The sequence below is a fragment of the Nitratireductor sp. WH36-1 genome (genome assembly GCF_058725515.1).
This window is the reverse complement of record NZ_CM178970.1, coordinates 2513277-2528362: the sequence shown is the minus strand read 5'-3', so window position 1 is coordinate 2528362 and position 15086 is coordinate 2513277. Positions and strand designations below refer to the sequence as shown.

The 15086-nt window shown below is 62.7% G+C and carries 14 protein-coding genes; 6 read left to right on the top strand and 8 right to left on the bottom strand.

What is annotated here, in order from left to right; genetic code table 11:
• The first annotated feature begins 317 nt into the window (after positions 1-317).
• The gene (locus AC4PTT_RS11885; protein WP_113154990.1) at positions 318-704 is read left to right on the top strand and encodes a MerR family transcriptional regulator; all 387 of its coding nucleotides are present in this window, start codon (positions 318-320) and stop codon (positions 702-704) included.
• 13 nt (positions 705-717) lie between these two features.
• Here AC4PTT_RS11885 and AC4PTT_RS11880 read toward each other — a convergent pair whose 3' ends face one another.
• A complete protein-coding gene (locus AC4PTT_RS11880) occupies positions 718-1194 on the bottom strand; it encodes a methyltransferase family protein (protein WP_206545471.1) in 477 nt (158 codons plus the stop codon).
• Positions 1181-2179, bottom strand: coding sequence for a heparan-alpha-glucosaminide N-acetyltransferase (locus tag AC4PTT_RS11875; RefSeq protein WP_492161213.1), 999 nt, complete (start codon positions 2177-2179; stop codon positions 1181-1183). The genes AC4PTT_RS11880 and AC4PTT_RS11875 overlap by 14 nt, the downstream gene beginning before the upstream one ends.
• A gap of 87 nt (positions 2180-2266) precedes the next feature.
• Between AC4PTT_RS11875 and AC4PTT_RS11870 the strand changes: the two genes are divergently transcribed.
• The 3 genes from AC4PTT_RS11870 (at position 2267) to AC4PTT_RS11860 (ending at position 5117) form a co-directional block, all read left to right on the top strand.
• Complete coding sequence (locus tag AC4PTT_RS11870) at positions 2267-3097, top strand: aldo/keto reductase (protein ID WP_299939233.1); 831 nt, start codon at positions 2267-2269, stop codon at positions 3095-3097.
• A 190-nt stretch (positions 3098-3287) separates the two neighbouring features.
• Entirely contained in the window at positions 3288-4295 is a 1008-nt protein-coding gene (locus tag AC4PTT_RS11865) for a GGDEF domain-containing protein (protein ID WP_315900285.1), read from the top strand.
• Between the two features lie 162 nt (positions 4296-4457).
• Positions 4458-5117 carry a YiaD family glycine zipper/OmpA-like lipoprotein gene (locus AC4PTT_RS11860; RefSeq protein ID WP_113154995.1) on the top strand — a complete coding sequence of 220 codons (660 nt, stop codon included), beginning with the start codon at positions 4458-4460 and terminating at the stop codon, positions 5115-5117.
• 83 nt (positions 5118-5200) lie between these two features.
• Here AC4PTT_RS11860 and AC4PTT_RS11855 read toward each other — a convergent pair whose 3' ends face one another.
• Both AC4PTT_RS11855 and AC4PTT_RS11850 read right to left on the bottom strand, forming a co-directional pair.
• Positions 5201-6118 (bottom strand): pseudouridine-5'-phosphate glycosidase, encoded by a 918-nt coding sequence (locus AC4PTT_RS11855; RefSeq protein WP_492161212.1) that lies wholly within the window; start codon positions 6116-6118, stop codon positions 5201-5203.
• Positions 6119-6131: 13 nt separating this feature from the next.
• Entirely contained in the window at positions 6132-7082 is a 951-nt protein-coding gene (locus AC4PTT_RS11850; RefSeq protein ID WP_492161211.1) for a carbohydrate kinase family protein, read from the bottom strand.
• Between the two features lie 235 nt (positions 7083-7317).
• Between AC4PTT_RS11850 and recA the strand changes: the two genes are divergently transcribed.
• Both recA and alaS read left to right on the top strand, forming a co-directional pair.
• Positions 7318-8397, top strand: coding sequence for a recombinase RecA (gene recA, locus AC4PTT_RS11845; protein ID WP_113154997.1), 1080 nt, complete (start codon positions 7318-7320; stop codon positions 8395-8397).
• A 206-nt stretch (positions 8398-8603) separates the two neighbouring features.
• Positions 8604-11264: an alanine--tRNA ligase gene (gene alaS, locus AC4PTT_RS11840; RefSeq protein ID WP_492161210.1), complete on the top strand. Its 2661-nt coding sequence runs from the start codon at positions 8604-8606 to the stop codon at positions 11262-11264.
• A gap of 77 nt (positions 11265-11341) precedes the next feature.
• Here the strand turns inward: alaS and AC4PTT_RS11835 are convergent, their stop codons facing one another.
• The 4 genes from AC4PTT_RS11835 to AC4PTT_RS11820 form a co-directional block, all read right to left on the bottom strand.
• Positions 11342-11968, bottom strand: a complete 627-nt coding sequence (locus AC4PTT_RS11835) for a DedA family protein (RefSeq protein ID WP_113154999.1) — start codon at positions 11966-11968, stop codon at positions 11342-11344.
• The gene (locus tag AC4PTT_RS11830; protein ID WP_492161209.1) at positions 11965-12321 is read right to left on the bottom strand and encodes a hypothetical protein; all 357 of its coding nucleotides are present in this window, start codon (positions 12319-12321) and stop codon (positions 11965-11967) included. Before AC4PTT_RS11830 ends, AC4PTT_RS11835 begins: the two co-directional genes overlap by 4 nt.
• Positions 12322-12743: 422 nt before the next feature.
• Positions 12744-13955 (bottom strand): NADP-dependent isocitrate dehydrogenase, encoded by a 1212-nt coding sequence (locus AC4PTT_RS11825; protein WP_206545464.1) that lies wholly within the window; start codon positions 13953-13955, stop codon positions 12744-12746.
• 180 nt (positions 13956-14135) lie between these two features.
• A complete protein-coding gene (locus AC4PTT_RS11820; RefSeq protein WP_297559234.1) occupies positions 14136-14999 on the bottom strand; it encodes a LysR family transcriptional regulator in 864 nt (287 codons plus the stop codon).
• Between the last annotated feature and the right edge of the window lie 87 nt (positions 15000-15086).

Sequence of the window (15086 nt, the reverse complement as noted above, 5' to 3'; positions counted from 1 at the left end):
CCCGCCAGCACAAAGCCTGGAGCAGGACAGCATTGCGGTCATATTAATGGGTCCTGACCCTGAGCTCCGCACAAGTGTCTCTCCTGTCTAAAGAGTAATGGTGCACAACGAAAAATTGACTTTTACGTAAGGGCCGTGGCAGTTTACGCGCCCGCTGCATGCTTTAAGGGAATCGACCGAAATGGATGGCGGGTCTTGATGGTTTGCCGGTCCGGTGTGATCGGCTTTCTGTCGAACACGATAAATCGCGGCATATTCCTGGGGGCGCCGGTTGATGAACGACCGGGCAGGGGGCCGGAAGCAAAGGGCGAAAAGCCATGCGCGACTATTATTCCATCACCGAGCTGACGCGTGAGTTCGGCATATCCACCAGAACGCTTCGCTTCTATGAGGATGAAGGGCTGATCAAGCCCGTGCGTCGTGGGCGCACCCGTCTTTACCGCCCGTCCGACCGGCATCTGGTGCGCCAGATCCTGCGCGGGCGCAGCATCGGTTTTTCCATCGCCGAAATCCGCGAGATCATCGATGTCTACAAGGCGCCGCCCGGCGAGATTGGCCAGCTCAAGCTCATGCTGGCGCGCATTTCGGAAAAGCAGCAGGATCTGCGCCAGAAGCGCCGTGATCTGGAAGACACGCTCGATGAGTTAAGCCGCGCGGAAGAGTCCTGCGTGGAGCGCCTTGCCGAGCTCGGCGTCAACACCTGACGCCCAACCCGCCTCAGAACCAGCGGCGCACCCGCTTCTGATAATCCCGGTATTTCTTGCCGAACCGCAGGCCGAGGTGCTTTTCCTCGGGCTCGATGGCCAGTTTCTGCGTCAGGAAGCAGGCGACGATGAGGCTCGCGAAAAACCACGCATTTCCCGCCACAAGCCCGATGCCCGCCGTCAGCATGGAATTGCCGAGATAGATCGGGTTGCGGCTGAATGAGAAGGGGCCGCTCGTCACCAGCGTGTCTGCGCCGCGCGTCGGCAGGATCGCCGTGCCCGCCCTGTGCAGCGTGCGCATGGCCTGCAGGTCGATGAACACGAAGCCTGCGATCAGCAGCCAGCCGATGGCGAACAGAAGATCGGAAAGCGGCGGCCCGATCCACGGCAGGGGATAGAAAATGCCAAGCACCGCCGCGATCACGATGGCCGAGAGATAAATCACCGGTGGCCAGGGAAAGCGCGCCGGTCGCTGTTCATGGTCGTTCATTCGAAGTGTCCCGCTCCGTAAAATCGCTCCCCGTTTCAGCGGTCATAGTGCATTCGGCAGCGATTTCACTCAAGCGGCTTTGCGTTTCCATTCCCGGCGTTGATGTCATCAGCGCATCCAGCCGGCCTTCCACCTTCAGCGTATCGGTAAAGCAAGCGCAATATGCGGTGCAGAAAGCCTCGTCGCGGCTCTCAAGGCACTGGCTCGCACAGGCCTTGGTGAAGCGGATCTCGGCGGGCTCCACTGCCGGCGGCCAGATCTGCGCCAGCACCCACACGCAGCCGATCAGCACCGGCTGGTGCAGCAGATAGAAGGCGAGGCTGTGCCGGCCCGCAAAGGTGAATGGCGTATGCCAGCCCGCCGGCTTCATCAGCGAGAGCCAGCTGAGGAAACCGCTGTCACGGGCGATGCGCGCCGCCGCGATCCCGGCGAGCGTGGCCGCAAACCACGGGAACAGCGGCACGTAATCGTTGGAGGGCGGGCGGAACGTCGAAAGGCCAACCCACCAAAGCGCCGGCGTGTCGAAAAAAGCCGAGCGCAGGAAATGGGGTGCCGCCGCTACAAGTGCTGCCAGAACAAGAAGGCTCCATGCCGGAAAGCGCAGAAACGCCAGGCCGAGCAGGCTCGCAAGCGCGATGTGATGGAGAATGCCGAAGAAGATGAAGCCCGAGGGAAAGGCGAACCATGTGGCAAGCGAAATGGCAGCCGCCGCACTGACGATCATCAACAGCCGCTTTGCGAAACTCCTCCAGCGAATCCCCTTCTCATGGGCGAGAAAAAGACCCACGCCGACCAGAAAGATGAACGATGTGGCGATGCTGCGGGCAAAGAGCTTCCAGCCGCCGGTCACGGTGGTACCCGGCTCCATATAGCCGAAGAATTCGAGGTCCCACCCGAAATGGTAGACCGCCATGGCGAAGAGGGCGACACCGCGTGCAATGTCGATGGCTTCGATGCGCGTCTTCCCTGCCGCCCGATGCCGCATATATGCTCCGCCCCTGGAAAATGACTGTTATGTGTTGTGCTTATATTAGTCGGCGCTAAAAGTGGCCGAAAGACGGAGAGGTTTTCTATGCACATGGTTGAAGCAAACGGCGCGTCCATTCCTGCTCTGGGAATGGGAACCTGGACCTTGAAGGGGCAGACCTGCGCTGATCTCGTCACCCATGCGCTGAAGTCCGGATACCGGCACATAGACACCGCAGCGGCTTATGAGAACGAGGAAGCCGTGGGCGCCGGCCTGCGCGCATCGGGGCTCGCGCGCGACGAAATCTTCGTCACCACCAAGGTCTGGTGGACCAATATCGGCGCTGGCGACCTCGAACGGTCTGCAGAAGAGAGCTGTGCGCGGCTCGGTCTCGACCATGTCGACCTCTTGCTCATTCACTGGCCGAACCCGGATGTCGCTCTGTCCGAGAGCATTGCGGCGCTCAATCGTGTGCGTGAGAGCGGGCTTGCCCGCCATATCGGCGTTTCCAATTTCCCGACCGCGCTTCTTGCCGAAGCCGTGCGCCTGTCGGATGCGCCGCTGGTGGCCAATCAGGTGGAGTATCACCCCTATCTCGATCAGGAGAAGGTGTATCAGGCATGCCGCGCGGCTGGCATGGCCATGGTCTCCTATTGTCCGCTGTCGCGTGGTGGCGATCTTTTCGCACAGCCTGCAATTGCCGATGCAGCCGCGCGTCATGGCAAGACCCCGGCGCAGATCGTGCTTCGCTGGCATGTCCAGCAGGAAGGCGTCGTAGCCATTCCCCGCACCACCAATCCGGATCGCCTGATCGAGAATGCAGACATTTTCGACTTCGCGTTGAGCGGTGAAGAAATGGTTGCCGTTTCCGCACTGCGTAAACGCGGCTATCGCATATGCGATTATGACTTCTCACCGGTCTGGGATATGGCCTGAATACGGCCTTGCGCAACGGGTTAACCCTGCGTTAGCTGGTCTTGAATAGTTTACTTGCGGTTGTCGTCGGTCACGCGTCCGCGCGGCGAGAGACAACATGCCTTTGGGGGAAGGTGGACGGCGTATGTTGCAGGTGTCAGACGTCCCGGGAAAGGGGCCCACCGATATTGCCAGCACGATCGCAAGTTCCATGCGTCGCATGGGGGTTAGCGGTCTGCCGCGCAACTACGAGATTTTCTATGAGGTGTTCACCGGTTCGAACCGCGATCTCGTGCGCGAGTTCGAGGCGCTGAACGGTCGTCCCACGCAGGAAGCGCTGGACAAGCTTTCCCTGAAATATTTCACCCAGAACAAGCGACAGGCCGTTGTCGAGAGCGCACAGGAGCAGATCGCAGCCCGTGCGCAGGACATTCTCTCGCTTCTGGGGCGCGAGCGCAGTTCGCTGGAAAAGTTCGGCGTCATTCTCGATCAGACCTCGAATGGCCTGAGCGGGCGCGATCTCTCCCACGACATTCTGCGCAAGATCGTCGGCATCATGGCGGCCGCCACCGAGACCACGATCCAGCAGGGGCGGCAGATCAGCCAGGCGATGGAGGAGAAGTCCAACGAGCTGGAAGAGATGCGCACCAAGCTCGCCCAGTACAAGAAGCTCGCCGACACCGATCCGCTGACCAGGATCTGGAACCGGCGCGCCTTCGACAAGCGCATGGCGGATGTCTATGACGACCAGCGCTCGGTCATGTTCCACGCGCTGATCCTTGCAGACATTGATGGCTTCAAGGCGTTCAACGATCACTATGGTCACCCGGTGGGCGACCGGATTCTTCAGGGCGTTGCACAGATCCTCAAGACACAGTCGACCACAGACTGCTTCGTTGCGCGCACCGGCGGCGAGGAATTCGCCATTATTGTCGAGGGGTTATCGGAAGAAGCGACCATGAAGGTTGCAGAAGCCATACGTCTCGCCGTGGAAAAGGCGGAGTTCGTCATCGGGGCCGGCGTTCGCAATTACGGCCCCATCCACATCTCGCTCGGCGTGTGCATGGCGGCAGACGCCGGCGATGCCGAAGAGCTCTACGCAAAGGCCGATCAGGCGCTTTACGCGTCGAAAGTCGACGGTCGAAACCGGGCAACGCTCTTCTCGCGGATCCCCAAGGGGAAGTTCACGAAGAACTGGCTTCTCTACAGGCAGGACTGAGGGTTAAGTCCGGGCATTCCGCCGCACGCATTTTGTTAAATTTTGCCTACACTTTGACGGGTAAGACGTCGAATTCCAACCGATCTGTGCTAAACGGAGAGGCAAGGGGCGATTTGCGCGCGATTCATGTCGCTGCTTTCCATTCAAGTGAGGATACTGACCATGTTGAAGAAATCCATCGCTGTTGCGCTCGTGGCGGGCTTTGCCGCCGGCTGCGTGACCAGCACAGACCCGTATACCGGTCAGCAGAAGATCTCCAACACGGCCGGCGGCGCAGGGCTCGGCGCGCTGGCGGGTGCGGGCATTGGACTTCTGGCTGGTGGCGATGACCGCCGCAATGCGCTGATCGGCGCCGGCATCGGTGCGCTCGCCGGCGGCGCCATTGGCTCCTATATGGACCAGCAGGAAGCGCAGCTTCGCGGCCAGCTTCAGGGCACGGGCGTGAGCGTCACCCGTCAGGGCGACTACATCATCCTCAACATGCCGTCGAACATCACCTTCGCAACCGATTCGTCGACCATCCAGCCGGCGTTCTACTCAACGCTGAATTCGGTGGCGCTGGTGCTCAACAAGTACAACCGCACCCTCGTCGACGTGTTCGGCTTCACCGATTCCACCGGCAGCCCGAGCTACAACATGGACCTGTCGCAGCGTCGCGCCAGCTCTGTTGCCAGCTACCTGATCTCGCAGGGCGCGGCCAGCCAGCGCTTCGCGGTCATCGGTCGTGGCGAGAGCCAGCCGATTGCGTCCAACGCAACGCCGGAAGGCCGCGCACAGAACCGTCGCGTGGAAATCCGTCTGTCGCCGCTCACCGGCGCCTGATCGACACAGCGGTCATACGTAAAAAGAAAAGCCGCCGGCGCATCGCCGGCGGCTTTTTTCGTGTCCGTTATAAGGTCGCGCGGTCAGCCGGCGGCGATGGCGGCAGCGATCCGCGCGGCAAGGCGGGCATTGTTCTTCACCAGCGCAATATTGGTGGTGAGGCTCGCGCCATCGGTCAGCTCCAGAATGCGGGCCAGCAGGAACGGCGTCACATCCTTGCCCGAAATGCCCTTTTCGGTCGCCTCCTTCTGGGCGGTGGCGATGTATCCGGCCATCACGTCGGCAGCGATTTCCTCATCCGCCGGAACCGGGTTGGCGATCAGCATGCCGCCGTCGATGCCAAGCGCCCGGCGCGTTGCCTGGAAACGGGCAATCGCCTCTGCCGTGTCGAGCCGCAGCGGCGCGGTGTAGGGCGACTGGCGCGACCAGAAAGCCGGCATCGTGTCGGTGCCATAGGCCACGACCGGCACGCCGCACGTTTCCAGAACCTCGAGCGTCTTTTCCGTGTCGAGAATGGCCTTGGGGCCAGCCGAAACGACGATCACCGGCGTCTGCGCCAGCTCGTCCAGATCGGCGGAAATGTCGAAGCTCGTCTCCGCGCCCTTGTGAACGCCGCCAATGCCGCCGGTGGCGAAAACCGGGATGCCGGCCATCTGTGCGGCAATCATGGTCGCGGCCACCGTGGTGCCGCCGCTCTTGCCTTCGGCAATGGCGAAGGCGAGGTCGGCGCGCGACAGCTTCATCGGATCCTTGGCCTGCGCCAGCGCCTCGCGCTCATGGTCGGAAAGGCCGACCTTCAGCCGCCCGTCGATCACGGCGATGGTGGCGGGAACCGCACCTTCTTCGCGGATCAGAGCCTCCACGTCGCTCGCCATCTCATTGTTGCGCGGCCAGGGCATGCCATGGGTGATGATGGTGCTTTCCAGGGCCACCACCGGCTTGCCGGCGGCGAGGGCTTCGGCGACGGGCGCGTGGATGTCGATAATGTTCTTGGACTGCACGGGGGAGGCTCCTTTATGAAACTGGTTGCGGCGCGGGCACCCGCTCAAGCGCCGCAAGGAAGGCGTTATCGTCGAATTCTGGCGCTGCCGAGGCGCTGGCGATCACAAGTCCGGAGGCCGCGACACCCTCGCGCACGGCCTGCGGCAAGGGCGTTCCGCGCATCAGCGCCGTCAGCGTCGCGCCGGTCAGCGCATCGCCGGCACCGGTCACGTCCACGATCTCCTCGATGCGCGGCGGCGTTATCTGCCACAGCCCTTCGGGGGTGAAAATCATGACCGATCCGCCACCCCCGGTGATCACGCCGGCGCTAAGGCCAAGCGCGCGCAGCGCCTCGATGGCGCGGGGAAGGGCGGCCTCGTCATCGACGCCTGCAAGGCTGCGCGCCTCGCGCACATTCATGAAGAGAACGGCGATCTGCGGAAAACTGGCGGTCAGCCGCCCCGCCTTTGCAGGCGAGACCGCGATGGCGTAGAGCGGCGCGCCGGCGCGGATCTCCGCAAGTCTGGCCACCGCATCTTCAGGCATGTTGGCGTCGCACAGGATCGCATCGGCCTGTTCGGCGGCATGCCGCGCCTTCGAGCGGCACATCTGTTTGGGAAAGGCCGTATCGTAAAGCGCCATGTCCGCGAACCCGGTGATCAGCTCGCCATCATGGTCGAGGATCGCCGTATAGCTGGGCGTCGCGCGGTCGAGAAACGTGGCGGAGAGGTCCTCAAAGCCCGCATCCTCGATGGCGCGCGCCACGGCGCTGCCGGCTGCATCGCCGCCGCGCAGAGACATGAGCGACACCGCGGCGCCACGCCGGCTGGCGATGCGCGCCGCATTGAATATGCCGCCGCCCACTTCTTCGCTCATCCGTCCGGGGTTGGATGTGGCGGGAATGTGCGGCGCATTAAGGCGTCCGCGCCGGTCCGGATGCGCGCCGCCAATGGCCAGCAGGCGAGGGGCTTTATCCGCGTTCATGGCGCTCTCCCGCGAATCGAAATGCACCCCCGCAATCCCCTTCGCCGCCGCGGCCTTCCTGAGCGGCAGAGAGGCTGTCCGGCATGTTGTTGCGCGTACAAAAATAGAACAAATCTGGTTTGTCTATGTTTTTCAATATTTTGGTGCCTATTGCAAAAATAGAACAAAAGAGGTACAGATAATCATCGCGGATTTGGCGGAACCGCCTCCATTGACCTCGAAGGGGTGTTGTATCATGGCTCAGAATTCATTGCGGCTTGTAGAGGATAATTCGGTGGACAAAACCAAGGCTCTGGACGCGGCGCTATCGCAGATTGAACGGTCCTTCGGCAAGGGCTCGATCATGCGGCTCGGCGCCAACGATCAGGTGGTCGAGATCGAGACCATCTCCACCGGGTCTCTGGGCCTCGATATTGCTCTGGGCGTGGGCGGTCTGCCGCGCGGCCGTATTATCGAGATTTATGGCCCGGAAAGCTCCGGTAAGACGACACTCGCGCTGCACACGGTGGCCGAGGCGCAGAAGAAGGGCGGCATTTGCGGCTTCATCGACGCCGAGCATGCGCTCGATCCGGTCTATGCCCGCAAACTGGGCGTCGATCTGGAAAACCTTCTCATTTCGCAGCCCGACACGGGCGAGCAGGCGCTTGAGATCTGTGACACGCTGGTGCGCTCCGGCGCGCTCGACGTGATCGTGGTCGACTCGGTCGCCGCGCTGACGCCGCGGGCCGAAATCGAAGGCGAGATGGGCGATTCCCTGCCGGGCATGCAGGCCCGTCTGATGAGCCAGGCGCTCCGGAAGCTCACCGCTTCCATTTCGCGCTCCAAGACCATGGTCATCTTCATCAACCAGATCCGCATGAAGATCGGTGTGATGTTCGGCTCGCCCGAGACGACGACGGGCGGTAACGCGCTGAAATTCTACTCCTCGGTCCGTCTCGACATTCGCCGCATCGGCTCCGTCAAGGACCGTGACGAAGTGGTCGGCAATCAGACCCGCATCAAGGTGGTGAAGAACAAGATGGCTCCGCCCTTCAAGCAGGTCGAGTTCGACATCATGTATGGCGAGGGCGTGTCGAAGACCGGCGAGCTGGTCGACCTTGGCGTGAAGGCCGGGATCGTCGAGAAGTCGGGCGCATGGTTCTCCTACAATTCCCAGCGTCTGGGGCAGGGGCGTGAAAACGCCAAGCAGTTCCTGCGCGACAATCCCGAGGCGGCGCAGGAGATCGAGCTGGCGCTGCGCCAGAATGCCGGTCTCATCGCCGAAAAATTCCTTGAGGATGGCGGCCCCGGCGACCAGGATGGCGCTGACGATTGATCATTTGAGTGACGCCGACTGTCGGATATGACCGTTGGCTGACTGTGAAAGACAAGACACCGCCGCTCGCCGGCGGTGTTTTTTTGTGTAAAGCCCGCATGATGTGCGCTGGCGCACGGGATTTCTGGACACGTCCCGGTGCTGGCGTTAAAAGGCGGACTTCTATTCCCCGCACCCTTGGACGGGCTTCTCGCAAAGGCTGAAACATGAGTGGCGTCAACGACATCCGGTCGACCTTTCTCGACTATTTCAAGAAAAACGGTCATGAGATCGTGGCCTCCGGCCCGCTCGTGCCGCGCAACGATCCGACCCTCATGTTCACCAATGCGGGCATGGTGCCGTTCAAGAACGTGTTCACCGGTCTGGAAACGCGGCCCTATGATCGCGCGGTAACGGCGCAGAAATGCGTGCGCGCCGGCGGCAAGCACAACGATCTCGACAATGTCGGCTACACGGCCCGCCATCACACCTTCTTCGAGATGATGGGCAATTTCTCCTTCGGCGACTATTTCAAGGACCGCGCCATCGAATTGGCCTGGAACCTGGTCACCAAGGAATTCGGCCTCGATGCAAAGCGCCTTCTGGTCACCGTCTACCACACGGATGACGAGGCAGCCGAGTTCTGGAAGAAGATCGCCGGCCTGCCGGATGAGCGCATCATCCGCATCGCCACCAACGACAATTTCTGGGCCATGGGCGATACCGGCCCGTGCGGTCCGTGCTCTGAAATTTTTTACGATCACGGCGAGGACATCCCCGGCGGTCCGCCCGGAAGCCCGGATGAGGATGGCGACCGCTTCATCGAGATCTGGAATCTCGTCTTCATGCAGTTCGAGCAGCTGACGCCGGAAGAGCGGGTCAACCTGCCGCGTCCCTCCATCGACACGGGCATGGGGCTTGAGCGCGTCGCAGCCGTTCTGCAGGGCGTGCATGACAATTACGACATCGACCTGTTCCGCGCGCTGATCCACGCTTCGGAAGAGGCCACCGGCGTCAAGGCGCAGGGTGCGCAGCATGCCAGCCACAAGGTCATCGCCGACCACCTGCGCGCCGCGAGCTTCCTCATTGCCGATGGCGTTCTGCCGTCCAATGAAGGGCGCGGCTATGTGCTGCGCCGCATCATGCGCCGCGCCATGCGTCACGCCCAGCTTCTCGGGTCGAAGGAGCCGCTCATGTGGCGTCTCGTGCCGGCGCTGGTGCGCGAGATGGGCCGCGCCTATCCCGAGCTGGTGCGCGGCGAGCCGCTCATCACCGAAACGCTCAAGCTCGAGGAAACCCGTTTCCGCAAGACGCTGGCGCGCGGTCTCACGCTTCTCTCCGATGCCACCAGCGACATGGATGAAGGCGACCGGCTCGATGGCGAGACCGCCTTCAAGCTTTACGATACCTACGGCTTCCCGCTCGATCTGACGCAGGATGCGCTGCGCCAGCGCGGCATCCATGTCGATCTCACCGGCTTCAATGATGCAATGGAGCGTCAGAAGGCCGAGGCGCGGGCCAACTGGGCCGGTTCCGGCGAGGCCGCAACCGAGGCCGTCTGGTTCGCCGTCAAGGACAAGACCGGCGGCAGCGACTTCCTCGGCTATGAAACCGAAGAGGCCGAGGGCGTGGTTTCAGCTCTGGTGTGCGATGGCGCGATGGTCGAGCACGCCAGCGATGGCGACGAGGTGATCGTCGTCACCAACCAGACGCCGTTCTACGGTGAGTCCGGCGGTCAGGTGGGCGATACCGGCGTGATCGCGGGAGAGGGCTTCTCTATCGCCATTGGCGACACCCAGAAGAAGGGCGACGGCCTGCTGGTTCACATGGGCCGTGTCGAGGGTGGTCAGGTCAAGGTCGGCGATGTCGTCGCGCTGAAGGTTGATCACGTGCGCCGTCGCCGCGTACGCGCCAACCATTCGGCAACGCATCTCCTGCACGAGGCGCTGCGCGAGGTTCTGGGCTCCCATGTGGCGCAGAAGGGCTCGCTGGTCGCGCCCGAGCGTCTGCGCTTCGACTTCTCGCACCCCAAGCCCATCACCGAGGCCGAGCTTGCCCGCGTCGAAGACATCGCAAACCGCATCGTTCTCCAGAACGCACCCGTCGAAACGCACCTCATGGCCGTCGATGACGCCATCGAGGCTGGCGCAATGGCGCTGTTCGGCGAAAAATATGGCGACGAGGTTCGCGTCGTCTCCATGGGCACCGCGCAGGATGGCGAGAAGGAAGGCAAGACCTACTCGCTTGAACTGTGTGGCGGCACCCATGTGACGGCGACCGGCGATATCGGTCTGATCCGCATCGTCTCCGAAGGCGCGGTCGCCGCCGGCGTTCGTCGTCTCGAGGCGCTCACGGGCGAAGCTGCCCGCCATTATCTTGGTGAGCAGGAGCAGCAGCTGAAGCGCGCCGCCGGCGCGTTGAAGGTCGCGCCCGCCGATGTGCCCGCCCGCCTGGAAGCCGTGCTTGAAGAGCGCCGCAAGCTGGAGCGCGAATTGAGCGAAGCCCGCCGCAAACTCGCCCTTGGCGGCGGTGGTTCCGCCTCGGATGGCGGCGCGGAGACGGTTGCCGGCGTTGGCTTCATGGGCCGCGTGGTCGATGGCATTTCGCCCAAGGATCTGAAGCCGCTCGCCGATGATGGCAAGGCGTCGCTGGGGTCGGGCGTCACCGTGTTCGTCGGCACGTCGGATGAAGGCAAGGCCAGCGTCGTGGTGGGCGTCACCAAGGATCTGGTCGACCGCTTCAGCGCTGTCGATCTCGTGCGCGTCGCGTCTGCCGCCATTGGCGGCAAGGGCGGCGGCGGTCGTCCCGACATGGCGCAGGCCGGTGGTCCCGATGGCTCGAAGGCCGCCGAAGCCATTGCCGCAGTCAAGGCGGCGATGGAAGGCTGACTGGCCGCCAGCTTTGAAATCACATGAACATCAAGCGCCGCGCGTCCCGACGGATGCGCGGCGTTTTCGTATCCGGCTCAGGCGTTGCGTGTGCCGCTGGCGCTGCGCGCGCGGTGCCTTTTCACCGCCCGCCACATCAGCACGCCCAGGAGCAGCGTCACGGCGGCCGCGCCGATCAGCCAGCCCAGATTGGCCAGAAGTTCGGCAATTCCGGCGATGGAGCGGCTGAAGGCATAGCCGATCGACAGATAACCGATGATCCACACGCTTTCGCCCGCAACATCCCAGAACAGGAACTTGCCCCAGTGGTAGCGCGCCAGCCCGCTGGTCAGGTTGATCCATGGCCCGAGTGGGCTCACAAGCCAGCGGCTGAAGAAAACGCCGAACCCGCCCCATCTGGCCGAAAAACGCTCCGCCCGGGCGAAGCTTCCGGTTTCGGACGTTCCGCCTTTGAACACGCGGTCCAGCAGGCTGCGTCCGCCAAAGCGCGCAACTGCATAGCTCAACTGGTCGCCGAGCACCGCGCCCGCAAGCGCCCAGGCGAAAACCTGGGTCGGCGTCAGGTCGCCATCGGCAATCAGCGCGCCCGCTGTCATCAGAAGGATCGAGGTGGGAAGCGGAACGCCAAACTGGCCAGCCGCGAGGATCACGCAGATGCCGGGCAGGCCGTAAAGCGCGAAAAGAGCAAGGATCTCCTCTGTCACTGCGCCGTTTCCCCGCCCTCGGCGCGCAGTGTCTCCACGGCCTGTTCGACCTCGCGGACAAGGGCAGTGGCCGGAACCTGACGCTCCCTCGCGATCTGCGCGATGCTGCGCCGGTCATGGTTCTCCACCGAAAGGTCGAGTAGGCCGCGCAGCTCCTGCGGCGGCACCTCCCATGAGCGGGCGACATAGCCAATCGTCATCCACTCCTCGACGGGCACCGAACGATGGCTTGACCAGTAGGCGTAGAAGGCGACGGTGCGTACGGCCAGAAACAGTGTGACGAGCAGGGCGACGCAGAAAGCGATGAAGAGCAGCCTGTTGTGCTGCCACAGGGATTTTATCGCGCCGCGCATTCATCGCCCCAGAGTGTTTGCCGTTGACCTTATCTCGCAGGGATGGGGCCTGTTTGTCGAGCGTAAAGAGGCGCAGCGCCTGGCTTTCGATGTCATGCCTTTCCGCGCTTCGCCGGGGCCGCCTTACCGGCATGGCCGTTCTCTCTGCAGGATTTGCGGAACGTCCGCCGGCGAACGCGCTGGGCACGGAGATCGACCTCACGGTCAGGTTCCACGCGTTCACATCCGAAAACCCCGGTTGGCGCTAGAGCCGTGACGAGGCTCCGCCGTTCGACGGGCATCCTCCCTCATCACCTGTTGAACCATTTCGGGGTCGTCGGCCCGTCCCATTGTTCGTTTGTCGATGCGCAAAAAGAAACGGCCGGAACGCGAGGTTCCGGCCGTCTTGATCTTCAAGCTGCGCAGAATGCGCGAAGAGCTGCCTAGCTCATTGCCTTCTGGAGGTTCTCGTCGATCTTGTCGAGGAAGCCGGTGGTCGAGAGCCACGGCTGGTCCGGACCGATCAGCAGCGCCAGATCCTTGGTCATGAAGCCCGATTCGACGGTGTCGATGCAGACCTGCTCAAGCGTCTGTGCAAACTGCGCCAGCTCTGCATTGTCGTCCAGCTTGGCGCGGTGGGCGAGGCCACGCGTCCAGGCAAAGATCGAAGCGATGGAGTTGGTCGAGGTTTCCTCGCCCTTCTGGTGCTGGCGGTAGTGGCGGGTCACCGTGCCGTGTGCGGCTTCGGCTTCAACCGTGTTGCCATCCGGCGTCATCAGAACCGAGGTCATCAGGCCGAGCGAGCCGAAGCCCTGCGCAACCGTGTCGGACTGCACGTCGCCATCGTAGTTCTTACAGGCCCAGACATAACCGCCCGACCACTTGAGAGCGGAAGCGACCATGTCGTCGATCAGGCGATGCTCGTACCAGATCTTGGCTTCCTTGAACTTCGCCTCGAACTCGGCCTCGTAAATCTCCTGGAACAGATCCTTGAAGCGGCCGTCATAGGCCTTGAGGATCGTGTTCTTCGTGGAGAGGTAGCAGGGAACCTTGCGCATCAGCGCGTAGTTCATCGAGGCGCGTGCGAAGTCGCGGATCGAATCGTCGAGGTTGTACATGGCCATGGCGATGCCGGAGGAGGGGGCGTCGAACACTTCGTGCTCGATCTCCTGGCCGTCGTCACCAACGAACTTGATCGTCAGCTTGCCCTTGCCGGGGAACTTGAAGTCGGTGGCGCGGTACTGATCGCCGAATGCGTGACGGCCAACGATGATCGGCTGCGTCCAGCCCGGAACCAGGCGCGGCACGTTCTTCATGATGATCGGCTCGCGGAAGATCACGCCGCCGAGAATGTTGCGGATCGTGCCGTTCGGCGAACGGTACATGCGCTTCAGGCCGAATTCCTCGACGCGCGCCTCGTCCGGGGTGATCGTCGCGCATTTCACGCCGACGCCATGTTCCTTGATCGCATTGGCTGCATCGACGGTGATCTGATCGTCCGTGGCGTCACGGGATTCGATGCCCAGATCGTAATATTTCAGGTCGATGTCGAGATAGGGATGGATCAGCTTTTCCTTGATGAACTGCCAGATGATCCGGGTCATCTCATCGCCGTCGAGCTCGACGACTGGATTGTCCACCTTGATCTTACCCATGAAAAAGCTCCCAACTATAGAGTGTGAAACGACGCGGCGAAGACCGGCCGCGCAAAGGTCGGCTGCCCTATAGCACTCCTTGCAGAAAGCGCAAAGCGGGGAGGAATGTTTTACCCCTGGCGCCGCGTAACCACACGCGTGTCGCCGGCATGATGCGCCACTCTTCCCGCCGCGCGCGTGTCAGAAACGGTCCCTTGCAGCATCCGCGACAAAGTCCATCAGCGCGCGGATGCGCGCCGCGCGCCTTAAGGTGGGATGGGTAAGGAGCCACAGATCCACATCCAGCGCGGGAACGGCTTCCACACATTCCAGATCGGGATCGTCTGCGGCTGCGTAATCCGGCAGAACGGCGAGCCCGACGCCGTGCTGTGCAGCCGCCAGCATGCCCGGCGTCGCATTCACGCGCATGCGGCAGTTCTGCGCGTGACTTTCGGCCTTCATCCAGCTTTCCAGCGCCGCATAGCCCATATGGCGCTCCGGCCAGATCCAGCCGAGCGTCGATTTCCGCCATGGCCCGTCCAGCAGGCCGCGCCGCACATAAATCGACTGGCGGATCACGCCCAGCCTGCGCCCGACAAGGTGGCCGGGCGGTGCTGTCGCCGGTCTGATTGCGATGTCGGCCTCGCGCTCCGTCAGATCGAGCACGCTGTTTGAAAGAACGACATTCAGCTCGATCCCGGGAAACGCGCTGCAGAAACGGGCCAGAAGCGGCGCAAGGCAGAAGCCGTAAAGCGCATCCGTGGTGGTCACGCTCACCGTGCCCGAAGGCCGCAGGTCGCGCCCGATCACCTGCCGCTCCAGCGCATGCACCTCGGTCTCGACCCGGCCGGCCGCCGCAATCGCCTCTTCGCCGGCGGGCGTTGGCGCATAGCCATGGCGCGAGCGCTCAAACAGGGTCACACCGATGCGACGCTCCATCTCGCCAAGCCTGCGAAACACGGTCGGGTGGCTGACACCAAGCGCCTTGGCGGCCCCCGTCAGCGTGCCCGCGCGGCCCACCGCCAGCACCAGCCGCAGATCGTCCCATTCCAGCGTGTTGTTCATTTTTGCAAGCTCGACTTCCGGTTTTGCTCAATAGAAGTTCGTCAGAAAACAGCCTAGATCCTGTCGAAACAGAGCACAATGCAGGAG